The sequence below is a fragment of the Microvirga puerhi genome, from assembly GCF_020089865.1.
In the GTDB taxonomy this organism is placed as follows: Bacteria; Pseudomonadota; Alphaproteobacteria; order Rhizobiales; family Beijerinckiaceae; genus Microvirga; species Microvirga puerhi.
The window spans coordinates 237,302-261,487 of record NZ_JAIRBM010000005.1 but is presented as its reverse complement, the minus strand read 5'-3'; the positions used below and the strand labels follow the sequence as shown (position 1 = coordinate 261,487).

Here is a 24,186-nt window from a genome sequence, read left to right as displayed (position 1 = left end):
GCCGGAGGCGGAAGCGAGAGGTTTCGGATCGCTCCGTCATTCCGGGGCGTCGTAGGCGAGCCCGGAACCTATAACCACCAGTGTTGAAGAAGAAGACACCATGGCAGCCGTTGCGTTTCATCCTAGAACGTCAGCGGCTATGGGTTCCGGGCTCCGCTGTGCGGCCCCGGAATGACGAGGAGGGATTTTTCCCTCACCTGAAGCAGCTGCGCCGCCACCGAGGCGGCAATCACCGCCGGCTCCTTGCCCACGATGCCTGGGAGGCCAATGGGGCATACCAGATCACGGAGGCGCCTCTCCTCCAGTCCCAGCTCCCGGAAACGTTTCTCGAAGCGGGCGCGCTTCGTGGCGCTCCCGATGAGCCCGACATAGGGGAAGCCGCGGCTCAGGGCGCTCGCCGTGATCGCCATGTCGAGAGGGTGGTCATGTGTCATGACGAGGATGAAGGCATCGGGCGGCGCCTGCGCGATCTCGGCCTCCGGGTCCTTCATCAGGACGGGCCTGGCATTGGACGGGATGTGGGACGGAAAGACATCCTCACGCGTATCGAGCCATCGAACCCGGAACGGGAGCGACGCAAGCGCGAGGACCAGAGCGCGCCCCACATGGCCGGCGCCGAAAAGCAGGACCGGCGTGCGGGCCTCGCCGTGAACCTCCCGCCAGCCCGTCCATGAATCGTCGCCGACGGCGGAGGAGATCTCCCGCCGCACATAGCCGTCGTCGAGGCGGCACTCGACGGTGAACGGGCTTTCCTCGGCCTCCGCAGCAACGAGGGGCGCGATATCCTGGAGGTCCCGCTTGTCGAAGGTCTCGATCAGGATCTTGACGCGTCCGCCGCAGCACTGGCCGAGATCGGGCCCGAGGGCCTGATCCAGGAAACGCGCCGGCTGCCGGCCCTGCCGCAGCATGTCTCCTGCGATCGCGAGCATCTTCATCTCGAGCTGGCCGCCGCCGATGGTGCCGTAAAACGCGCCGTCAGGGCGCACCACCATCCGCGCATCCGTCTCCCGCGGCGCAGAGCCCTTCACGTCGTGGACGCTGACCAGAGCGGCCGCGCCATGGGTCTCGAGAAGATCGGCGAGGTGGCGCCAGGTCCTCACCCCATCGACCTCCCCCGCAGGGCCTCGCAGGCGCGCAGGATTGCTTCCGGAGTCGCCGGCGCATCGAGCGGTACCGGTTTGGCTGGATCGACGGAATGCACCGCATCGCACAGGGCACAGAACACACTGTTCGCCAGCATGAGCGGCGGTTCGCCGACCGCCTTGGAGCGATAGACAGTCTCTTCGCGGTTGCTGTTGGGATAGAGCGCCACGCGGAAATCCGCAGGTACGTCGGACGCCACGGGGATCTTATAGGTCGAGGGTGCGTGCGTCAGAAGCCGCCCGTCGCTGGCGAAGACCAACTCCTCCGTAGTCAGCCAACCCATGCCCTGCACGAAGCCGCCTTCGATCTGGCCGATGTCGATGGCCGGATTCAGGGAACGGCCTACATCGTGGAGGATATCCGCGCGTAAAAGTCGATTCTCGCCCGTCAGCGTGTCGACGATCACTTCGGAACAGGCGGCCCCGTAGGCGAAATAGAAGAACGGGCGGCCCGTCGCCGTTTCCCGGTTCCAGGTGATCTTGGGCGTCTGATAATGCCCGGCCTCGGAAAGCGGCACGCGACCGAGAACGCATTTCTTCGCGAGTTCGGTGAAGGAAAGGCTCTCGTTGCCGACGAAGACACGATCATCGCGGAACTCGATCTCGTCCTCCGCAACGCCGTAGAGAGACGCCGCGTACGCGGCCATGCGACGCTTGATGGCGCCGGCTGCAATGCGTGCAGCCATGCCGTTGAGATCGGAGCCCGAGGATGCAGCGGTCGGCGAGGTGTTCGGCACTTTCGCCGTCGAGGTCGCGGTGATGCGCACGCGCTCCATAGTAATGCCGAACTCCTCGGCCACCACCTGCGCCACCTTGATATGGAGCCCCTGCCCCATCTCGGTGCCGCCATGGTTCAGGTGCACCGAGCCGTCCTGATAGACATGCACCAGCGCGCCTGCTTGATTGAGATGGGTCAGCGTGAAGCTGATGCCGAACTTGACCGGCGTGAGCGCAATGCCCCGCTTCAGGATCGGTGACGACGCATTGAATACCGCGATCTCTTCGCGCCTGGCGCGATAGGCCGATGTTTCCTCCAGTCGCCGCACGAGATCGACCAGCGTGTCGGTCTCCTCCACCTCCATGCCAAACGGTGTGAAATTGCGGCCTGGCGCGTAGAAATTGGCATAGCGCACATCGAGCGGATCTCGACCCATCGCCCAGGCGATCTGGTCCATGACGTGCTCGATGGCGAGCATGCCCTGAGGGCCGCCGAAACCACGAAAGGCGGTGTTGGACACCGTGTTGGTCTTGAGCCGCTTCGAGGCGATCCGCGCCGCGGGCATCCAATAGGCGTTGTCCGCATGGAACATCGCGCGGTCGACGACGCCGCCGGACAGATCCGCGGAATAGCCGCAACGGGCGAGAAGATCGACCGCATAGCCCTCGATCCGTCCCTCGTCATCGAACCCGACCTGCCAGTCGCAGCGGAAATCATGCCGCTTTCCGGTGAGGACGAAATCGTCGTCCCGGTCAAGCCGCAGCTTGCAGGCCCGCCCGGTCACCCGCGCCGCGAGCGCGGCCGTCACGGCCCATTGCGTCGCCTGGCTCTCCTTGCCGCCGAAGCCGCCGCCCATGCGCCGCGTCTCGCAGACCACATACGCGTCCGGAAGATCGAGAACGCGCGCCACCACATGCTGCACCTCCGTCGGATGCTGCGTGGAGGAATAGACATGGATATCGCCATCCTCTCCCGGCACGGCGAGCGCGACCTGCCCTTCGAGATAGAAATGCTCCTGTCCGCCGACCCGGAACTTTCCAGCGAGACGATAAGTGGCCTGCGTTATGGCGGCTTCAGCATCGCCGCGGCCGAAGGCGTAGTCGGGCAACACGGTCTCATCGCGCGGCAACGCATCCTCGACAGTGATGCTCGGAGCCTCCTCCGCGATCTCGACCACCGCGTGCCGCACGGCGCGGCGCGCAGCGTCGCGTGTCGTCGCGACGACGGCGAAGAGGGCTTGACCGAGAAAGCTGACCTCGGCGTGTGCAAAAAGTGGATCGTCGCCGAAGCTCGGCGAAACGTCGTTCTTGCCGGGAATATCACTGGCGGTCAGAACGGCTACCACGCCGGGTTGCGAGCGCACTATCGCAAGGTCCAGGGACACGATCCGCCCGCGCGCTTTCGGCGACTGGCCGATGGCGATGTGCAAGGTCCCGTCCGGCTCGCGGATGTCGTCGATATATTGCGCGATACCCTGCACATGCTTGGCGCCGGAATCGTGCGGCACCGGGCGATGGACGTGGCGCATGGATTCCCCGCTCTCCTCCGCGGCAAGCGGGGCGCTCGTCCTCTCCAGCTTGAACGTCTCGTTCATCATCCTACTCCGCCGCCGCGAGTGTCTCGCGCCGTCCGATGATCCGCGTGGCGTGGGTCTCGCCGGAAGCGGCTTCGCTCAGAGCCTTGAGGAGAAGGTTGCGAGCGATTGTCGCCCGATAGGCAGCCGAAGCGCGATGATCGTCCATCGGCTGGAAATCCTGCGCGATCGCTGCCATCGCCTCGCCCCAGCGGCCAGGATCGTCGAGCGACAATCCCGCGACAGCGCGCTCGGTTTCCGTGGCGCGCTTCGGGATCCCCGCCATGCCGCCGAAAGCGATGCGTGCGGAGGCGATCCGGCGCCCGTCGAGCGTGAAGCGGAAGGCCGCCATGACGGCGGAAATATCCTCGTCGAAACGCTTCGTCACCTTGAATGCGCGAAAGACCTGATCCGCCGCGAGCTTCGGCACGAGAATGCGCCGGACATATTCGCCGGCGGCCCGATCCTGTCGACGATAGGCGATGAAGAAGTTTTCGAGCGGGATCGTGCGCAGCGCAGCGCCGCCCCGCAATTCGATGGTGGCATCGAGCGCGATCAGAGCGGGCGCGAGATCGCCGATGGGCGAGCCGTTGGCAATGTTGCCGCCCACCGTTCCCGAGGCGCGAATCTGCACCGAGCCGAAGCGGCGCATGATCTCGCCGAGATCGGGATCGATGCGTGCCAGGCTGGAAAAGGCTTCCGCATGGGTCGCAGTTGCACCGATGGTGAGCGTCTCGGTGCCGTCGTCGATCAGGTCGAGCCCCGCCACGCGGCCGAGCCAGATGACCTTCCCGAGATCCGCCATGGATTTCGTCACCCAGAGGCCGACATCCGTGCTGCCAGCCACGAGAGTGGCATCGGGATGTTGCGCGTAAAGCGCAGCGAGAGAGTCCTCCGTGGCGGGCGCCGCGAAAAAGCATCGGTCGTTGCCGATGAAGACATTCCGGCCGTCGGCAAGGGCAGCTAGGTTCTCCGCCATGCGCGCGCCATTCGCGCTGAACGCATCGGCAGGTTCGTCGGCACAAGCCTTCAGAGCGGCATCTACGATGGGCCGATAGCCGGTGCAGCGGCAGAGATTTCCGGCAAGCATATCATTGACGGCCTCTCGGCTCGGAGGCTGCTCGCCGCCGTGATAGAGCGTGAAGAGGCTCATGACGATGCCGGGCGTGCAGAAGCCGCACTGCGAACCATGTCCCTCGGCCATCGCAGCCTGGACCGGATGCAGCTTTCCGCCGACGGCAAGATCTTCCACGGTCACGAGTTCGGCGCCATCCACCTGCCCGAGCAGAAGAATGCAGGCATTGACCGGCTCATAATGCACGCGCCCACCCCGCACGCGACCGAGCGCGACTGTACAGGCCCCGCAATCGCCCTCGGCGCAACCTTCCTTGGTTCCGAAATGACGCTGCTGCAGTCTCAAGTAATCCAGAAGCGTGGTGCGGGGGTGAAAGTCTGCAATCTCGACCAGCCGTCCATGCCGCCAAAAGCGGATCGCTTCTCGTGTCACGATCATCCTCCGCCGGAAGAACCCGGCCCGCCATGGTGGGCCGGGTCGAAGAGCGGGGCAAGGCCTTTTTGGGAATGTCCCGCCTGAGAGAAAACCCGGATCAAAGGGTTCCAGCGATAAGGATTATGCCTACCAGGTGCCGGTATTCGGCATAGATACCCAGGGTTCCTGAGGCGGCCTGGCTTCGCCTTCCTGCAGCAGCTCAATGGAAATGTTGTCCGGCGTCCTGATGAAGGCCATATGCCCGTCGCGCGGCGGCCGGTTGATGACGATGCCCGCATCCATCAGAGCCTGGCAGGTGGCGTAGATATCCTTCACCCGATAGGCGAGATGACCGAAATTGCGCCCGCCCGCATATTCATGCTCGTCCCAGTTATGAGTGAGCTCAAGGAGTGGCACCCGCTCGCCCGCGGCGGCACGCTTGGCATCCTCATCGGCGGCGAGGAACACGAGCGTGAATCGCCCCTTCTCGTTCTCAATCCGGCGGGTCTCCACCATGCCGAGCTTGTTGCAGAAGAAATCGAGGGATTGATCGAGGTTCGAGACGCGAACCATCGTGTGCAGATAGTGCATTTGTGTCTCCGTGTGGCGCACGAGTGATGGCGCAACGGCAGCGGAGGTCAAGACAAAATCAACCAATGACAGGCTTCTGAGCCACAACTTCACCCTGCGGTTTCCGATGGGACATCACAGTCATGGGGCATTCACCCTTGCTACTCTTATGCAATGACATATCATTGCTTTCTGGGAGTGACCTTTCGAGAGGAAGGGTCCCCGCTTGACCTAACGAGGAGACATCACAGATGACTTACAATCTCTGGGACGAGATGGCAGCAACCGAACAGCGCGTGCTGGCCGGAACACCCTTGGCAAGTGGACCTTCGAGCGCCACCGACGGCGGTAGCGGAAGCAGCTCCGGAAGCGGCTCCAGCTCCGACGGAGGATCGGGGGGCGGAAGCTCCGGCCTAACCCGTGTCGACCAGATTCATATCGGGACGAAGATCTATGACGTCTACGAACTCGACGGCCACCGTTATGCCGTCGATCCCGATTATCCGAATGCCAACCTGGCCTATCGGTTGGAGACAGGCCCCAACGGCGTGGAAACGGCTAGCCCCGATTTCACGTTCCATAGCCGTTATCAGCTCCTATCGACGACGACTCCCACGTCTCACGGAAGCATCGATGGCGGGGCTGGCGGCGCCAGCAATGGCGGCAGCTCCGGCGGCAGCGATGGTGGAACGCCCGACGGTGGGACAGTCGATGGCGGAACGACCGTTCAACAGTTCGATGCCGTTTTCAAATTTGACAATGGCTATTATCTCAACACCGAGGTGTTCGTCGGCTCGACCGGCGACGACTATTTCCATGAGGCCGGCCTCATCTATGGCGGCATGGGCAACGATACGATCGTCGGCTACGCCGGCAGCGAGACCATCGACGGCGGCAAAGGCAACGACTCGCTGCTCGGGGGTGGCGGCAACGACTGGATCGACGGCGGAGACGGCAGCGACATCATCTATGGCGGCGCCGGCGCCGATCATCTCGACGGTGGTGCGGGCCGTAATACCTTAAGCTACTTCGATGCTCAAGGTGGCGTGACGGTGAAGCTGTGGGCGAACAGCGTGTCGGGCGATATCGCGCAGGGCGACACCATCGCCCATTTCCAGGATGTCAGCGGCGGCGCCGGTGGTGACTGGCTCGAGGGCGACAACAATGACAATGTCCTCGACGGCTGCGGTGGCGGCGATCTGCTGATCGGTCTGGGCGGCAACGACCTGCTGCTCGGCCGGGAAGGCAACGACACGCTGATTGCCGACTGGGGCACCGACATCCTCGAAGGCGGCTCGGGTTCGGACCTGTTTGCGATCTGGGCGACGATCGATCATGCGATCCTCAACGACTTCGCGCACGGACAGGATCACATCCAGCTCGCGACCAACCTGTTCGCGAACTTTGCTGCCATCAAGGCGGCGGCGGTGCAGCACGGCGCCGACGTGGTGATCACCGGTGCTCATCTCGACATCACGTTGAAGAACGTCCAGCTCGCAACGCTCACCGCCTCTGACTTCCAGTTCGTGTAAGCGAGATAACCCGCCGTCTGAAAAGGCGATCATGAAACGAAGAAAGGCGCGGCCCTCATGGCCGCGCTTTTTTTGCTGTGCGGGAGCGAGATCGACGCCATCGAGATGGCATCGTCGCACGCAAATCTTTGCAGACGCGCAAGGCATCAGATTGGGTATCGAAGCGAGTGCGAGCGGTTGATGGTCGGCGCTACAACGTCTCCTGCGGACTGACGTTTGGCGACTGCAACTTAGGCATGTCCTGTCGCGCGAATGGACGTGCGCGAGTGCGCCAGCACACCTTGACCATGATAGGAAATGATACAACATGTATTGTCCTGAGCGGCGCGTTCGGGGCGATCGCGCGACTGGTCATGGGACGGGTCGGCAACACGGGGGTAGCGATGACTTTCTCACTCGAACAAGCGCTGGAAGCGTTCTTCGACAACAGCGGTGGCGGCGGCATCGGCTATGGCGGCACCTATGTCGTGTCCGGCCCGATCACCAACGGGACTGAGTCTGGAGGCGGTTCGGGTGGTGTCACGGAAGACGGCGGTGATGTCGACGATGGATGGGAATCTGTCACGGACGAGGACGGAATTACATATCTAATTGATCAGGGTGGTACAGTATACATAGATGCAAATAGAGATGGAATACCGGACTACGCCGGCATAGATCCCGATTCAGGTGTCATCCAGAATGAGGACGGTCCTCTTTACTTTTATTTTCAGGGTCCCTTTGAATTAAATCATCACTATGAAGGTCAAGAATATGATTATCAGGTCGATCCTATTCTGCCACATCTTACCCCTGATGTGCTAGACCTGGAATATCAAAGGGTTCACAATTACATTCCCGATGGTCACATTCCGGATTTCTTTCTGAATATTGACGACGGAGCGGCCCCCTATATTCGCGACGAAGGACCAGTGGCCCATAAGGTGCTGCTTGTCATTCCACAGTGGCACGACGAGCCGCAACAGAATTATGTGATCGTAACATCTCTGTTCGGCACTGATGGCAACGACATCATCACGGGTGGCGGTCTGCTGGTAGGCGGTGCTGGCAACGATACGCTCAACGGCGGCGCTGGCGACGATATGCTCAATGGCGGTATCGGCAATGACCGACTCGATGCCGGCGCTGGCAACGACATTCTCGACGGCGGCACGGGTGCCGACACCATGGCGGGCGGTGCCGGCGACGACACCTACTATGTCGATAACGTCGGTGACGTGGTGTTCGAGCTCGGCAACGAGGGCAACGATACGGTGCACTCGACCGTCGATTTCAACATCGCCGCCTGGGCGATCGAGAACGTCATCCTCGACGGCACTGGCAACGTGAACATCGTCGGCAACTGCTACGACAACGTGCTCGCCGGTAATGCTGGCAACAACCTCATCTTCGCACTCGAAGGCAACGACACCGTCTCTGGCGGGGCCGGCAACGACAGCCTCAACGGCGGTGACGGCAACGACTCGCTGCTTGGCGGTGACGGCAACGATGTCATCGAGGCCGGATCGGGCAACGACATCGTCTATGGCGGCGCCGGTGCCGACAGCCTCAACGGTGGCGCCGGCAACGACACCTTGAGCTATTTCGATGCGCAAGGTGGCGTCACCGTGAAGCTGTGGGCGAACAGCGCCTCCGGCGACATTGCCCAGGGCGATGTGATCTCCGGCTTCGAGAATGTCAGTGGCGGTTCAGGCGGCGACTGGCTCGAAGGTGACAACAACGACAACATCCTCGACGGCTGCGGTGGCGGCGACCTCTTGATCGGCTTTGGCGGCAACGACCTGCTGTTTGGCCGGGAAGGCAACGACACGCTGATCGCCGACTGGGGTACCGATATCCTGGAGGGCGGTTCAGGCAACGATCTGTTTGCGATCTGGGCGACGACGCAGCATGCGATCCTCAACGACTTCAAGCATGGCGAGGATCACATTCAGCTCTCGACCAGCCTGTTCAAGGACTTTGCCGCGATCAAGGCCGGGGCGGTGCAGCAAGGCGACGATGTGCTGATTGCCCGCTCCGGCCTCGACATCCTGCTCAAGCATGTGCAGCTGTCGGCGCTCGCCGCCTCCGACTTCCAGTTCGTGTAAGCGGAACATGCGTCGCCGGAACAGGCGACGCTGAGATAGACAAGGGCGCGGCCTTTCGGCCGCGCCTTTTTCTATGCTGGTTCCGAACCGCAGGCGTCCCGCCCAACCCGTCGCGCCCGACAAGAATCATCCATCAGCCTTTAATCACGAGACGATTGGCATACTCCGCACTGCGACCTTTCGATTTAAGCCATTCCACGCCATTTGTTCAGAAGTCGTTTACTTTTGCCTGCCTTCCTCTGCTTGAGCCTTGCAGGATCCGGCACGGGCCCTAAATCGCAACATCATTTCACTAAAGTGAGCCCGCATGCGCCCCGACGAGTCCAAGATCATCCAGCTGAAAGACTATCGGCCGAGCGATTTCCTGATCGACCGGGTCGAGCTGGACGTGAGGCTCGACCCGCATGCGACGCGCGTGAAAGCCACGCTGACCATCCGCCCCAACCCGGAGGGGCGTGCGGATGCACCGCTCGTGCTCGACGGCGATGAATTGAATCTCAGGTCCGTAAGCCTCGACGGCCGCGCGCTGCCGAGTGGTGAATATGAGACGGGCCCGCAATTCCTCAGCATCAGCCAGCCGCCGCGCCAAGCCTTTACCCTGGAGATCGAGACGGAGCTCGACCCCACGGCCAATACCAAGCTGATGGGCCTTTATCGCTCCAGCGGCAATTACTGCACGCAGTGCGAGGCGGACGGCTTCCGGCGCATCACCTACTTCCTGGATCGTCCCGACATCCTCTCCGTCTATACGACCCGGATCGAGGCCGACCGGGACGAGGCTCCGGTTCTGCTCGGCAACGGTAATCCGGTAGAGAGCGGCGCGATCGAGGGGACGAACCGGCACTTCGCCATATGGCACGATCCGCATCCCAAGCCGTCCTATCTTTTCGCGCTCGTGGGCGGTCGGCTCGGCCATGTGGGCAAGTCCTTCACCACGATGAGCGGCCGCGCCGTTCGGCTCAAGGTCTATGTCGAGCCCGGCAAGGAGGATCGCGCCCATTATGCGCTCGATGCCCTGGAACGCTCCATGCGCTGGGACGAGCGGGTCTTCGGTCGGGAATACGATCTCGACGAGTTCAACATCGTCGCCGTCTCGGACTTCAACATGGGTGCGATGGAGAACAAGGGCCTCAACATCTTCAACGACAAATACGTGCTGGCGAGCCCCGAGACCGCGACCGATGCGGACTACGCCAATATCGAGGCGATCATCGCGCACGAGTATTTTCATAACTGGTCCGGCAACCGCGTCACCTGCCGCGACTGGTTCCAGCTCTGCCTTAAGGAAGGGCTAACCGTCTTCCGTGACCAGGAATTCTCCTCCGACGAGCGCTCCCGCCCCGTCCACCGCATCGCCGAGGTCAAGACCCTGCGCGCCCGGCAATTCGCCGAGGATGCAAGCCCCCTCGCCCATCCGGTGCGTCCGCAGCAATACCGCGAGATCAACAACTTCTATACGGCGACCGTCTACGAAAAGGGCGCGGAGATCGTCCGCATGCTCAAGACGATCATCGGCGAGGGGGACTTCCGGCGCGGCATGGACCTCTATTTCGACCGCTGCGATGGCACGGCGGCGACCGTCGAGAATTTTCTCGACGCTTTCGCGACCGTGACCGGCCGGGATTTGAGCCATTTCGCGCGCTGGTATTCGCAGGCCGGCACACCACGGGTGACCATCCGCAGTACCTATGACGAAGCTGCGCAGACATACCGGCTCGATTTCGCGCAAGCGACGGCGCCGACCCCGGGCCAGCCGTCCAAGGAGCCCATGGCGATCCCGGTGGCGATCGGTCTTGTCGCGCAAGATGGAAGCAGCCTGACGGCAACAAGCGAGCGCGTCAGCCCCCAAGGCGTGTTCATGCTGGACAGGGCGCAGGACAGCCTGAGCTTCTCCGGCGTCACGTCGCGACCGGTGCCATCCGTATTCCGGGACTTCTCCGCGCCCGTCCGAACGTCGCTCGATCTCACGAACGACGACCTTCTCGTTCTGCTGCGCCACGATACGGATGCATTCAACCGCTGGCAGGCGGCGCAGACCGTGGCCATGCGTCTCCTGATCGGACTGGCGGAACGCACCTCCGTTCCCGATGGCGACTTCGACCGACTGGCCGCGGCCCTTCGCACCTTCCTCGAGAGCGACGCCCGTCGTGACCCCGCCTTCGCGGCGCTTGTGCTGACCTTGCCCAACGAGGCGGATGTGGCTCAGGAGATCGGAGCGAACGTGAATCCCGACGCCATCCACCGTGCCCGGCGAGAGCTGCGTCGCATGATTGGCACGGTCTGCGCGGAGCCGCTTCTACAGCTTTATGAGGAACTTGCGGACCAGGGACCTTACAGTCCGGATGCTGCCAGTGCGGGACGCCGCTCCTTGCGGAATGTCAGCCTCGATCTTCTTGCTGCAGCCGATGCGCGGCAGGGAGAACGGCGCGCCCAGGCGCAATTCGAGACTGCAAGCAACATGACCGATCGCCTGGCCTCCTTTGGTGTCCTGATGACGCTGCCTGGCGAGGCGCGCGAGGCGGCTATCGCAGCATTTGGACGACGCTATGCGGACGAGCCGCTCGTGCTCGACAAATGGTTTACCCTTCAGGCCTCGATCCAGGAAGACGGAACACTCGATCGCGTGCGACGCCTGATGGAGCATCCGGCCTTCTCCATCAGCAACCCGAACCGTGTTCGCTCTCTCGTCGGCAGTTTCGCGATGTTGAACCCGACGCAATTCAACAGGGCCGATGGACAGGGTTACGAATTCGTCGCCGACATGGTCCTGCGCGTCGATCCCTTGAATCCTCAATTGGCGGCGCGCCTTCTCACGGCCTTCGGATCATGGCGCATCATGGAGCCGGAGCGTCTCGAGCGTGCCAGAAGCGCCCTTCGCCGCATCGCTCAAAACGCGAGTCTTTCTCGTGACGTAGGAGACATTGTGCAACGCTCCCTTGAAGAAACGCTTGTTAAATAAGGCTTTGAATCGAATTACCTTTCTCCGGCAGGCACCTGTTGCTGAGGTCCCTAACGAAATATTAAAATTTTTGCACTACACAGCCTTTGCCTAGCTAGACAAATCACGCGGCGAAGATTCTATTGTTGGTGATTCGGAAAGATGCGGCACGTCCTTCCGAACAGGGACATTGAGGGATTCCGGAGGGAGATCGCATGGCGGGGGCGGCGACCGCATGCGTACCCGCACGCGCGGGTACAATTCTAGGGGTGACGCGAACGGACGCGCACCCGACCTATCGTCGGCTTGAGCAATATGAGCCCTTGCTGCGTCTGGCAGTACCTGCTCTGCTCGCGCTTTTCCTCGTCACGCTCGCTGCAAGCGCCTGGATTCAGGTGCGGAACGGCCGCGAGGATACGGTTCTCGATGCCATCGGCGACATCGACGTCATTGCCTCTCTTTCCGCAGCGAGGCTCGGTCCGAACAAAGCTCCGGCGAATGCAGCCGAGGCATCGGCACAGCTTCTGACGCTCGTGACGGGCATGCCGTCGAGCGCGCTGTCGCGCAGCCGGATGCTGCTTCTCGCAGACCCCTCCGGCAAAGTCATCGCGGCGTACCCGACGACCACAGGTGCGCCGAGGACTCTCAACGACATTCTTGGCGATGCGCAACCTCTGACTACTTTCGCGGATCGCGCTGGCGTCATGACGATCCGTCTCGCGTCCGGCGACCAGGGGATCGCCACCGTTCGGTCGCTTCCTGCCTCGAACGGACAGATCGCCATCGTACAACCGCTTCCGCACGTTCTGTCCGGCTGGTGGGCCCGCACCGTCGGACATGTGTCGCTGCTCGGAGCGACGATCGTGGTGCTTCTCGGCATCGGCATTGCGTACGTGATGCAGGCGAACCGCGCCCGCGCTGCGGACGAGGTCTGCGAGAAGGTGCGCGACCGCATCGACTCCGCTCTCAATCGCGGACGCTGCGGCCTGTGGGATTGGGATATCGGCCGCGGCCGCCTGTACTGGTCAGACTCGATGTACGAGCTCCTCGGCTATGAGCGGCAGGACGAGTTCCTGTCCTTCGGCGAGGTCAATACGATGATCCATCCGGAGGATCAGGATCTCTACACGCTGGCAGAGCAGCTCGCCTCCGCTCGGACCTCGCTCGTCGACTACGAGTTTCGCATCCGCAGCGCGAGCGGCGACTGGGTGTGGCTGCGCGCCCGCGCTGAGCTGATGAGCGATCCGGACGATGCGGCGAGCCATCTGGTTGGCATTGCCGTGGATGTGACTGAGCAGCGCGGCCTGGAAGAGAAGACTGCCAAGGCAGATGCGCGCCTGCATGATGCCATCGAGGCGATCTCCGAGGCATTCGTATTGTGGGATGCGAACAACCGTCTCGTGCTGTGCAACTCGAAATTCCTGAAACTGCACGAGCTTTCGCCCGACGCTGACATCCAGGGCAAGTCCTATGCCGATGTGATGGCGCAGGGTCGTCCGCCGGAAATCCAGCACCAGTTCATGCGGGCGCAGAAGCAGGATGTGGGCGCGCGCAGCTACGAGGCGCGCCTCCAGGATGGTCGGTGGCTGCAGATCAATGAGCGTCGCACCAAGGACGGCGGCTACGTGTCGGTGGGAACGGACATCACCGCGCTCAAGCGCCATGAGCAGCGTCTCGTCGAATCCGAGAAGGAGCTGATCGCCACCGTTCTCGATCTCAAGCAGTCCCGCCAGAAGCTTCAGGCTCAGACGCAGCAGCTTGCGGACCTCGCGGAGCGCTATCTCGATCAGAAGGCGCAAGCGGAGAGCGCTAACCGCGCCAAGTCCGAGTTCCTGGCCAATATGAGCCACGAGCTGCGCACGCCGCTGAATGCCATCATCGGCTTTGCGGAAGTGATGCAGAGCGGGATTTTCGGATCGCTCGGCTCGGAGAAGTACGAGGAGTACTGCACCGACATTCGCTCGAGCGGCGAATATCTCCTGTCCGTGATCAACGACATCCTCGATATGTCGCGCATCGAGGCTGGCCGCACGAGCCTCACCAAGCAGCCCATCGAGGTCAATGCGTCGATCCAGCGGGCGCTGCGGCTCGTCAACGAGCAGATCAAGGCCAAGAACCTGTCGATCACCGTCGACGTCAATCCGGAAGACATCGTCGTCTCCGCCGATGAGCGTGCCATGCACCAGATCATGGTGAACCTGCTGCAGAACGCCACCAAGTTCACGGGAGACGGCGGCTGCATCACAGTGCGCACGCGCCAGGCCGGCAATGCCATCAACATCTATGTCGAAGACAACGGTATCGGCATTCCGGCTCATGCTCTGCACAAGCTCGGCCAGCCCTTCGAACAAGTCGAGACGGAGTTCTCCAAGAGCTACAAAGGATCGGGGCTTGGCCTCGCCATCGCCCGCTCCCTGACGGAACTCCATGGCGGCACCTTGCGCATCCGCAGCCAGGAAGGTGTTGGCACCATCGTGCTGGTCCACCTGCCGATGACGGAAAGCACTAGCGCCGAAATCGCCCTCGCCGACGCGGCAGCCTGAGCACCCTCCCCTTTTCAAGCGCCCAATAAAAAAAGGCGCGGCCTTTCGGTCGCGCCTTTCTTCGTTTCAGCATCGCCTTTTCAGGCGGTGAATGTGCCGCTTACACGAACTGGAAGTCGGAGGCGGTCAGCGTCGCGAGCTGGACGTTCTTGAGTGTGATGTCGAGCGTCGCGTTAGTGATGACCACATCGGCGCCATGCTGCACCGCCGCCGCCTTCAGAACGTTGAAGTTCGCAAACAGGTTGGTCGCGAGCTGGATATGATCAACACCATGCACGAAATCGTTGATGATGCCGTGCTTGGTCGTCGCCCAGATCGCAAACAGATCGCTGCCGGACCCACCCTCCAGGATATCCGTACCCCAGTCGGCGATCAGCGTGTCGTTGCCTTCCCGGCCAAACAGCAGGTCGTTGCCGCCCAGACCGATCAGCAGGTCACCGCCGCCGCAGCCGTCGAGGACATTGTCGTTGTTGTCGCCTTCGAGCCAGTCGCCGCCGGCCCCGCCGCTGACGTGCTCAAAGCCGGAGATGACGTCACCCTGGGCGATGTCGCCGGAGGCGCTGTTCGCCCACAGCTTCACGGTGACGCCACCCTGCGCATCGAAATAGCTCAAGACGTCGCTGCCCGCACCACCATCCAGGCGATCAGCACCGGCCCCACCATAGACGATGTCGTTGCCGTCCCCGCCGGTGATCACGTCGCTGCCGGCATTACCGAGAAGCACGTCGTTGTCGGCGCCGCCGTTGATGAAATCGCTTCCCGCGCCTCCACGGATTTCGTCGTTGCCCGCGTCGCCGAACAGTGCTCCGGTCCCGACAAGGGAGTCATTCCCCGAAGAGCCAAACGTCATGTTGACCTTGGTATATGTCGATGCACCGGTTACCAGGACAACCTCGGTTTTGTGAATTGTAGCGACCGGCTCTGCCGGGGGCTTAGGCTGCTGTGAAGTGTCGCCGTCGACCAGATGCCTGACCCCCGCCAGGTAGGAATTCCAAGCGTCTCGTTGGAACCCGAGGAACGCGTCTGCGCCCCTGTTGACGGCGCCGGAATAAGCCTGCCAAGCCGATTGGATACCATCTAGGGCCGATTGCCCCCAGCCCTTCACGATCTGCATGCCAAGGTCTTCGGTGGGATGATAGATTACGTACATGTCGTAATAATCGGCCCCGTCCTTGACATTATAAGAAACCGTATAGGTGCCATCTTCCGAGGTGGTTCTCTGCCATGTAATCCCCCCATCGGGGCCGGTCTGGGTGTAGGATGTGCCGCTTCCCGAACCGCCGGTCGGATTGCCGGTGATGGTCCCGGTCTGGCCCGTGCCGCCGTAAGCAATGCCGCCGCCACCGCTATTGTCGAAGAATGCTTCCAACTCTTGCTCAAGTGAGAATGTCATCACTAACCCCCGTGTTGCCGACCCGCCCTCTGATATGAACGAGTGCCTTGCTGGTGAACGTCAATGCGAGCGCCCTTTTTTCGTACAAAGGGCTGGTGCATACCGTTCAGTCATAAACTTTTGAAACAATATATCTGTATGTGGCTTTGACAAGTGATTTTTGTCACATCTGACAGTTATCGCCGAACACAACTTTTAGTTTTGAAGTATATATATGTAGTTCTATAGTGAAAATTCTATCATGCTTTGTAATATTATCGATAGACGAAGAAATATACGTCACAATATGATGGATTTTATAAATTCAGCGCGGAAAATTCCATCCTCGCCATAAATAACAGGCAGAATATACCGGAAAGCCTATCACTGAGATGATTTCTCACATTTCTCCTTTCCGGCAGGCCACCGATCATGCTTTGTCGGAGGCGATTTTATCCCCGTCTATTCCCAGGCTCTTAATGAGCGCTCAGCACCGATCGAGCTTGGCGAACGGTGGATATTCGGTTCGGTGCAACCATGAATATTCAGCGCAAAGGCAGCGCCCGGCTTCTTACCACTTCCAGCGGATGCAGGAGCACGTTCGCATTCGCCTATCCGACAATGGACCATCAGATGTCGGACGGCGGAAGAACTCTGTCGATCGGAACAGTTGATGAGGCAGGAGGAACAAATGTGCAGCAAGAGGTCATCACAAACGTAGTGATAACCGGAATAGCAAGAAGGTGCGGCCGTGATGGCCGCACCTTCTTGCATTCTTCGGTTTTCAGGCAGTGCTCTGAAAGCTTACACGAACTGGAAGTCGGAGGCGGTGAGGGTCGACAGCTGCACATGCTTGAGCAGGATGTCGAGCCCGGGACGAGCGATCAGCACGTCGTCGCCCTGCTGCACCGCCCCGGCCTTGATCGCCGCGAAGTCCTTGAACAGGCTGGTCGAGAGCTGAATGTGATCCTCGCCGTGCTTGAAGTCGTTGAGGATCGCATGCTGGGTCGTCGCCCAGATCGCAAACAGATCCGAGCCTGAACCACCCTCGAGGATATCGGTGCCCCAATCGGCGATCAGGGTGTCGTTGCCCTCGCGGCCGAGCAGCAGATCGTTACCGCCCATGCCGATCAACAGATCGCCGCCAGCGCAGCCGTCGAGCACATTGTCGTTGTTGTCGCCTTCGAGCCAGTCGCCGCCGGCCCCACCGCTGACGTTCTCGAAGCCGGAGATGACGTCACCCTGGGCGATATCGCCGGAGGCGCTGTTCGCCCACAGCTTGACGGTCACGCCACCCTGCGCATCGAAGTAGCTGAGCGTGTCGTTGCCCGACCCGCCATCGAGATAATCGGCACCCGCACCGCCATAGACGATGTCGTTGCCGTCCCCGCCGTTGATCACATCGTTACCGGCACCGCCGAGCAGCGAGTCGTTGCCGCCGGCGCCGTAGAGGGTATCGTGACCGGCACCACCATCGACCGTGTCGTTGCCGTCCGCAGCATAGATGTAATTGTGGCCGGCATTACCGGTGAGCACGTTGTTGTAATAATTGCCGGTGATACTCGCATTGCTAACGCCCTCAAGCACCACGTTCTCGATCGCCCAGGCGTGGATGTCGAAAGAGACAGTCGAGTGGACCGTGTCGGTGCCCTCGTTGCCGAGCTCGAACACCACGTCGCTGGCGCTGTCGACATAATAGGTGTCGTCGCCTTTGCCGCCCGCCATGGTGTCGGCACCCGCGCCGCCGTCGAGGACGTCACCGCCCGCGCCGCCATCCAACCGGTCGTTGCCGGACCCGCCCAGAAGAATATCTGAGCCTTCCTGGCCTGTCAGCTGATCATTCCCTCCACCTCCAGCAAGCAAGCCGCTTGCAGTTATTGTATCATCGCCAGACGTTCCAGTGGTCGTCAGAATGACGTGTGCCTCTTCTTCTGCAACAAGCGCTACAAACTTTTGCTGCGGGCCGGTATTCTTTTTGATTGAATCGTCGCTCACTTCTCCTGGAAGATCCGGCCCATAGACAGGTAGCTCTCCTCGATGGTAGCGGTCCCAAAAATCAGCTTCCCGTTGACCCGCCGTATAAACTCCTTGACTCGTAATGCTTCCGTCAGGCGCATGTAAAATTGTATATTGGTCACCCTTGGCACTTAGGTAAACTTCTTTTGAACTTCCATCTAAATTATATTGTGTTGTGAATGTGGGACCAAGCTCTTGACGAATTTCCTTCATCCGAAGAGTACCATCTAAGTCGAATGTCTTTGTAATTGTTGAGACACTCCCGGTATGAACCGTCGTCGTGTAGCCTCCGTCAGCATTGCGGACCCATCTGGCGGTCGTGGTTAAGCCCCATTCATTAGGATAAACTGTGGAATCTACGCTTCCATCCTTGTTTCTAACAACCGTAGTCGTAACGCCTGCTTGGACGGTTGTACTCGTGCTCGTCCCGTCCGGACGCTCGATAACCTGAGAGCGGCTCCCATCGGCATAAGTGGTCGTTACGGTTTTTGTCCCGTCCATTGAAATAGCCGTCGCGGTCGTTCCGCCACCCTGATGATCAGTCGTAACACTGCCGTCGGAGTTAATCGTGGTTACACCGCCGCCACTGGTTCCACCGTCAACAGCCCCTCCATAGGTGATGGGGGTTCCACCGCCGTGGCTGGCCATAAATTCGAGGTATGCGATTTCGAGAGCACTTAGCATGGATCAGCCCCATAACTCTGCATTGCGCCAAAACTGACCAATTCCATGCAGATATTCAGGGGACAGGTAACTCTCTGGATAAAGAGGATTTGAAAGTTCTTAGCCCTTAACTCTTTGATCTATATATAGGAAGTTTTAAACTGACCTTGCGATACACAATCTATGCTGCACATCGCAAACGATGACAATGTGCGACAGGCGTGAAGCCTTGGCCTATCCCTTCATAGCTCCGAACATCATCGCCACCCGCCCCCGCATCTCCCCCAGATGCTCCAGCAGCACTTTCGCATTCGGCAATCCGGCAATGGTCGCCAGTCGCTTCAGGATCGCGGGCGAGACGGATGCGGGATCGAAGCGACCTTCGATGGTGAGGCGCTGCCACTGGAACACCGCGTGGAACAGGCGGTGTGCTTCGACGAGACTACGTGCAGCCTCCTCGTCGATGAGCCCTGCCCCGGCGGCCTCCATGAAGGTTTCTTCCGGCGCATGGCCGATGAGAGTCGGGTGAGCCGCACTGTAGGCTAACACGAGGCCCTGCGCGATGAAATCGAGATCCGTCAGGCCGCCGCGGACGAGCTTGAGATCCCACGGATCGTCGTCGCCCTTCTCCTGGGCGATAAGCTCGCGCATGGCGCGGACTTCGGAATACACCTTTGCCGGCTCGCGCTTGGCCCCAACGATCTGCCGCACTGCGGCTTGCACCGTCGCACCGAAGTCCTCATCGCCGGCAAGCACGCGGGCACGGGTGAGCGCCATGTGCTCCCACAGATCGGCCTCCGTCGTCTGATAGGCGACAAAGCCTTTGAACTGTGACGCAACCGGTCCCTTGCCGCCCTGCGGGCGCAGGCGCAGATCGACTTCATAAAGGAGGCCGCGCCGCGTCGGCACGGTGAGCGCTGCGACCAGACGCTGAGTCAGACGCGTATAATAGACCACGGCATCGAGCTTGCGTGGACCGGTGCTCTCGCGCTCGTTTTCGTCGAAATCGTAGATTACCACGAGATCGAGATCCGAAGCTGCCGTCAGCTCGCGGGAGCCGAGACGGCCGAGGCCGAGGATCGATATGGCGCTGCCGGGCACTATCCCATGCTCGGCCTCGAAGAGCCGGCGCACCTGCTCGAACGAAACGCGAAGGATAGCCCGCGCAATCGCCGCATAGGCCTCGCCGGCCTGCTGCGGAGAGAGGATGTCGGAGAGAAGCCGGGCTCCGGTGACGAAGCGCATCTGCCGTGCCGCATCGCGGGCACGATCGAGAAAATCCTCGTAATCGCCCGGCTGCCCAATCATTTGCCGCACCTGAGTCTCGATCGCAGCGTCGTCGCTCAACGGAACGACGAAGGCGGGATCGATCAGCGCGTCGAGAACGTGAGGAGATTGCGCCACCGTATCGGCGAGTCGTGGCGCGGTGCCGAGAAGGTCCGCGAAGAGCAGACGCAGGCGATCATGCGATTGGAGAATGGTCAGAAGCTCCACGGCTGCGGGCATGCGTCCAAACGCACGATCGAGGGCTGCCAGCGCGCCATCGGGATCGGCGGTTCCGCCCAGGGCGGACAGAAGGGCCGGAACGAGTTCGGTGAGGACTTCGCGAGCACGCTGGCTCGTGATGGCCGAGCGGCGGCCGAAATGCCAACCGCGGATCGTTTCTGCGATGCGTGCCGGATCCCGAAAGCCGAGACGCTCAAGCGTCGCCAAAGTCTCGGGATCGTCGGTCGTGCCGGTGAAGACGAGATTGCCCACGTCGGAGGCGAGTTCCGGTCCCTCCTCGAACAGAAGTGCGTAGTGCCCCTGCACGATCCGCGCCTGCTGCGTCAGCGCCTTGGAAAAGGCTTTCAATGTGGGATAGCCGCAGAACTTGGCGAAGCGCGTCAGCTCTTCCTCGCCGGATGGCAGACGCTGCGTCTGTTCGTCGGCCACCATCTGCAGACGATGCTCGATGCCGCGCAGGAAACGGTAGGCGTGGGACAGTTCGTCCCGCGCCTTCTCGGTGATCCAGCCCTCGCCGTGGAGTGTCCGCAGCATGTCGAGGGTGCGCCGCCCGCGCAAAGCGGGACGCCGCCCACCGAAGACGAGCTGCTGCGTCTGGACGAAGAACTCGATCTCACGAATGCCGCCGCGTCCGAGCTTGATGTCGTGGCCGGCAACCGCGATCTCGTCATGTCCTCGCACGGCGTGGATCTGCCGTTTCATGGCATGCACGTCGGCGATGGACGCGAAGTCGAAATACTTGCGCCAGATGAAGGGACGAAGATCTGCGAGAAAACGCTCGCCGAGCGTGAGATCGCCGGCCACCGGCCGCGCCTTGATGAGCGCTGCGCGCTCCCAATTCTGGCCCACGGTTTCGTAATAAGTATAGGCCGATGGCAAGGAAACGGCGGTCGGCGTCGATCCAGGATCGGGGCGCAGGCGGTAATCGACGCGATGGACGTAGCCGTCCGGCGTCCGTTCCTGCAGGAGGCGGGCCAGTTGCTGAGCGATGCGCGTATAGACCGTCGCGGCCTCCGCATTCTCGGGCAGGGCCGGCGTCGCGGGATCGAAGAACACCACGAGGTCGATGTCGCTCGAATAGTTGAGCTCCCCGGCCCCATGCTTGCCGAGCGCCAGGACGGTGAAACCGGAGCTCTCTCCCGGCTCGTCCGGATTTGCCAGGCGGATGCGACCAAGATCCGCCATTTCCGTGAGCACGAGATTGACGCCGCCGCGGACGGACGCGTCCGCGAATTCCGAGAGTGCAGCCGTCACTTCCTCGACGCCCCACACGCCGCCGATGTCGGCGAGAGCCACCAGGAGCGCGTGGCTGTTGCGGTTGCGGCGGAAGGCGCGCACCACATCGTCTCGTGCGATCTCACCCGCCCTGAAGCGGCGAAAGAGGTTGGCCTGATCCTGAGCAATGGCGCGATGGCTGTCTTCGGGTGCGGCCGCCATAAGCGCCGCAAGGCGCGCCGGCTCGTTTCGGATGAGCTGCCAGAGAAAGGGAGAATGGTCCGAGAGCGCCAGCAGCAGGTCGCGCAGAAACCCCTCGCCCAGTGCGGGCGCAAGGCTCGCCGCCTCGGGCTCGTTTGGGATCCGGGCGTTCAAATCCACAAGCTGCGCTTTGGCCTTGCGGCGGTCCGAGACGGGTGGCGCCTGCCGCAGGCGGCTGAGAAGGGAATGAGTGGTATCCGGCACGACGGCTCCGACGAATCCGTAAATGCCGGCCAGTCTCCACGCTGCGGACAGCGAGGCAACCGAAATGTGGGCCTTGGGCCGCTGAAGGATCAGGCAGATAATGCGGGAACTGGCGGCTGATCAGGCATCTTCCGCAGAGGCAGGACGAGGACGGCCCGGAGGCCCGGCGCGTTGTCCTCCAGCCGCAGCAGGCCGCCGTGAAGCCGTGCGACGGCCGCCGCGAGGCTCAGACCCAAGCCGAAGCCGGGCCGCGAGCGCGCGGTTTCCAGTCTGACAAACCGCTCAAGGACATGGCTGCGCTCGGCCTCCGGGATGCCCGCTCCACTGTCGGCGACGATAATCTCCATGTCGCCGCCGTCACGCCGCGCCGTGACCGTGATCGGCTGGGCCGTCTCGCCCTCAGCGGGCGCGCCATATTTCAGGGCATTGTCGAGAAGATTAGCGACCGCCTGCCCCAGAAGCTCGCGACTGCCGTGGAGCGGTAGGTCGTCCTGCACCTGAACGTCGAGGGGAACACCAGCATCCTCGGCCAGAGCCTCGTAGAGTTCCGCCACGTCGCGGACTGCTTCGGCGCCGTCGAAATCCGAAAGGCCCTCACGGGCGTTGCCGGCTTCGAGTCGCGCGATCATCAACAGGGCATTGAAGATGCGGATGAGGTTGTCGCTCTCCTCGATATTGGCCTCCAACGCGACTCTGAGCTCATCGGGCGTCTTGGCGAGGCGAAGAGCCTCGTCGGCCTTGTTGCGCATCCGGGTCAGGGGCGTCTTCAGGTCGTGCGCGATGTTATCGGAGACCTCGCGCATACCGTTCATGAGCTCGTCGATCCGCTCCAGCATGTTGTTGAGATTGTTGGCGAGCCGGTCCAGCTCGTCGCCCGTTCCGGCCACCTTCACGCGGCCGCTGAGATCGCCCGCCATGATGACGCGGGTGGTCTCGGTCATGTCGTCGATGCGCTTCAGGACGCGGCGTGTGATGAACCAGGCACCGCCGCAGCCGAGGACGCCGATGAACAGGAGCGAATAGCCGAAAGCGCGACGGATCACGTCGCGCAGGCGTGCGCTCTCCTCCATGTCGCGCCCGACGAGCAGGCGGAAACCGCCGGGCAGAAGATAAACTCTCACAAGAGCGTGGCTTGGCGGCGCGTCAGTGTCTTCCGTGCGCGCATAATCGGTCTCGAACTGACCAGGTTGGTCGATGACACCGGAGGGAAGTGCGCCGACATTGCCGGCGATCTTCTCGCCTGTGCCCGTCGTGACCAAGTAAAGGGAAGCACCCGGCGCGCGGGAGCGCCGCTCGACGATGTTGACGAGACGGCGCAGTCCGCCCATGCGATACTGCTCGGCGAGGCCGTTGATCTCCGCATCGATCGTCGAGGTGAACTGGTCGGAGAGCAGGCGCTGCGCATTCCAGGCCACATAGCCGAGCGCGACGAAGGCAAAGAGCGCGAAGACCAAGAGATACGCGAAGGACAGCTTGAAGGCCGTGGTGCGGACGAGAGCGCCCAGAGCCGACAGCGGCGATGCGCCCCGGCTCATTCCTCCCCCTCGCCCTGCCCGACCCTTACCGTGTAGCCGGCGCCGCGAATGGTGTGGATGAGCGGCTTGTCGAAGCCTTTGTCGATCTTGGCCCTGAGACGCGACACATGCACGTCGATGACGTTGGTCTGCGGATCGAAATGATAATCCCACACATGTTCGAGCAGCATCGTGCGGGTTACGACCTGGTTGGCGTTCTTCATGAGATATTCGAGCAGCCGGAACTCCCGCGGCTGCAGCACGATCTCCTGTCCGGACCTCGTGACGCGATGAGACAAGCGGTCGAGTTCGAGATCTGCGATCCGGTACACCGTCGCCTCCGCGCTCGGTGCGGCGGCGCGGCGGCGCGACAGCACCTCGACGCGGGCGAGAAGTTCGGAGAAGGCGTAGGGCTTCGGCAGGTAATCGTCCCCGCCGGCGCGCAGCCCCTTTACGCGATCGTCGACCTGACCGAGGGCGGAGAGAATGAGGACGGGCGTCTCGATCTTCTGCTCGCGTAGGGACCGGATGAGGGAGAGGCCGTCGAGCTTCGGCAGCATGCGATCGACCACGAGCACGTCGTAGTCGCCGGCTTCCGCCATGGCATAGCCGTCGAGCCCGTCCGCCGCATGATCCGCGACATGACCCGCTTCCCGAAACGCTTTTACGAGATAGGAGGCCGCCTCACGGTCGTCCTCGATGATGAGAATCCGCATGGCCATGCTTATAGCAAAAGATGCCTGCCATCAAAAATAGTACCCGACGGCAGACCGGCCTTGGCGGGGAAGGCCGGCCTGCCGCGGGCGAAGATACCGAGCTCGAGGGACAAGCGACAGGGGGATG

At 61.8% G+C, this 24,186-nt stretch carries 13 protein-coding genes; 4 read left to right on the top strand and 9 right to left on the bottom strand.

Going from position 1 to position 24,186, the window contains the following annotated elements:
- Positions 1-137 precede the first annotated feature (137 nt).
- From xdhC to K9B37_RS09075, 4 genes are all read right to left on the bottom strand, one after another.
- On the bottom strand, positions 138-1,100 hold the full coding sequence (xdhC, locus tag K9B37_RS09090; RefSeq protein ID WP_224312761.1) for a xanthine dehydrogenase accessory protein XdhC: 963 nt from the start codon (positions 1,098-1,100) through the stop codon (positions 138-140).
- Positions 1,097-3,454, bottom strand: coding sequence for a xanthine dehydrogenase molybdopterin binding subunit (gene xdhB, locus K9B37_RS09085; RefSeq protein WP_224312833.1), 2,358 nt, complete (start codon positions 3,452-3,454; stop codon positions 1,097-1,099). Before xdhB ends, xdhC begins: the two co-directional genes overlap by 4 nt.
- 4 nt (positions 3,455-3,458) lie before the next feature.
- Positions 3,459-4,946, bottom strand: coding sequence for a xanthine dehydrogenase small subunit (gene xdhA, locus K9B37_RS09080; RefSeq protein ID WP_224312760.1), 1,488 nt, complete (start codon positions 4,944-4,946; stop codon positions 3,459-3,461).
- A gap of 123 nt (positions 4,947-5,069) precedes the next feature.
- Positions 5,070-5,513, bottom strand: coding sequence for a VOC family protein (locus K9B37_RS09075; RefSeq protein ID WP_224312759.1), 444 nt, complete (start codon positions 5,511-5,513; stop codon positions 5,070-5,072).
- A 230-nt stretch (positions 5,514-5,743) separates the two neighbouring features.
- Between K9B37_RS09075 and K9B37_RS09070 the strand changes: the two genes are divergently transcribed.
- The 4 genes from K9B37_RS09070 to K9B37_RS09050 all read left to right on the top strand — a co-directional run bounded on the left by K9B37_RS09070 (position 5,744) and on the right by K9B37_RS09050 (position 14,592).
- Positions 5,744-7,024, top strand: coding sequence for a calcium-binding protein (locus tag K9B37_RS09070; protein WP_224312758.1), 1,281 nt, complete (start codon positions 5,744-5,746; stop codon positions 7,022-7,024).
- 383 nt (positions 7,025-7,407) lie between these two features.
- On the top strand, positions 7,408-9,111 hold the full coding sequence (locus tag K9B37_RS24780) for a calcium-binding protein (RefSeq protein WP_305072143.1): 1,704 nt from the start codon (positions 7,408-7,410) through the stop codon (positions 9,109-9,111).
- Positions 9,112-9,418: 307 nt separating this feature from the next.
- A complete protein-coding gene (gene pepN, locus K9B37_RS09055) occupies positions 9,419-12,070 on the top strand; it encodes an aminopeptidase N (protein WP_224312757.1) in 2,652 nt (883 codons plus the stop codon).
- A gap of 194 nt (positions 12,071-12,264) precedes the next feature.
- Positions 12,265-14,592: a sensor histidine kinase gene (locus K9B37_RS09050; RefSeq protein WP_224312756.1), complete on the top strand. Its 2,328-nt coding sequence runs from the start codon at positions 12,265-12,267 to the stop codon at positions 14,590-14,592.
- A gap of 100 nt (positions 14,593-14,692) precedes the next feature.
- On the opposite strand, the gene K9B37_RS09045 is transcribed toward K9B37_RS09050, so the two are convergent.
- From K9B37_RS09045 to K9B37_RS09025, 5 genes are all read right to left on the bottom strand, one after another.
- Complete coding sequence (locus tag K9B37_RS09045; RefSeq protein ID WP_224312755.1) at positions 14,693-15,985, bottom strand: calcium-binding protein; 1,293 nt, start codon at positions 15,983-15,985, stop codon at positions 14,693-14,695.
- A 783-nt stretch (positions 15,986-16,768) separates the two neighbouring features.
- Positions 16,769-17,959, bottom strand: coding sequence for a calcium-binding protein (locus tag K9B37_RS09040; protein ID WP_224312754.1), 1,191 nt, complete (start codon positions 17,957-17,959; stop codon positions 16,769-16,771).
- Positions 17,960-18,877: 918 nt separating this feature from the next.
- Positions 18,878-21,829: a bifunctional [glutamine synthetase] adenylyltransferase/[glutamine synthetase]-adenylyl-L-tyrosine phosphorylase gene (locus tag K9B37_RS09035; RefSeq protein WP_224312753.1), complete on the bottom strand. Its 2,952-nt coding sequence runs from the start codon at positions 21,827-21,829 to the stop codon at positions 18,878-18,880.
- An 89-nt stretch (positions 21,830-21,918) separates the two neighbouring features.
- Complete coding sequence (locus tag K9B37_RS09030) at positions 21,919-23,364, bottom strand: HAMP domain-containing sensor histidine kinase (protein WP_224312752.1); 1,446 nt, start codon at positions 23,362-23,364, stop codon at positions 21,919-21,921.
- On the bottom strand, positions 23,361-24,059 hold the full coding sequence (locus K9B37_RS09025) for a winged helix-turn-helix domain-containing protein (protein ID WP_224312751.1): 699 nt from the start codon (positions 24,057-24,059) through the stop codon (positions 23,361-23,363). The genes K9B37_RS09030 and K9B37_RS09025 overlap by 4 nt, the downstream gene beginning before the upstream one ends.
- Between the last annotated feature and the right edge of the window lie 127 nt (positions 24,060-24,186).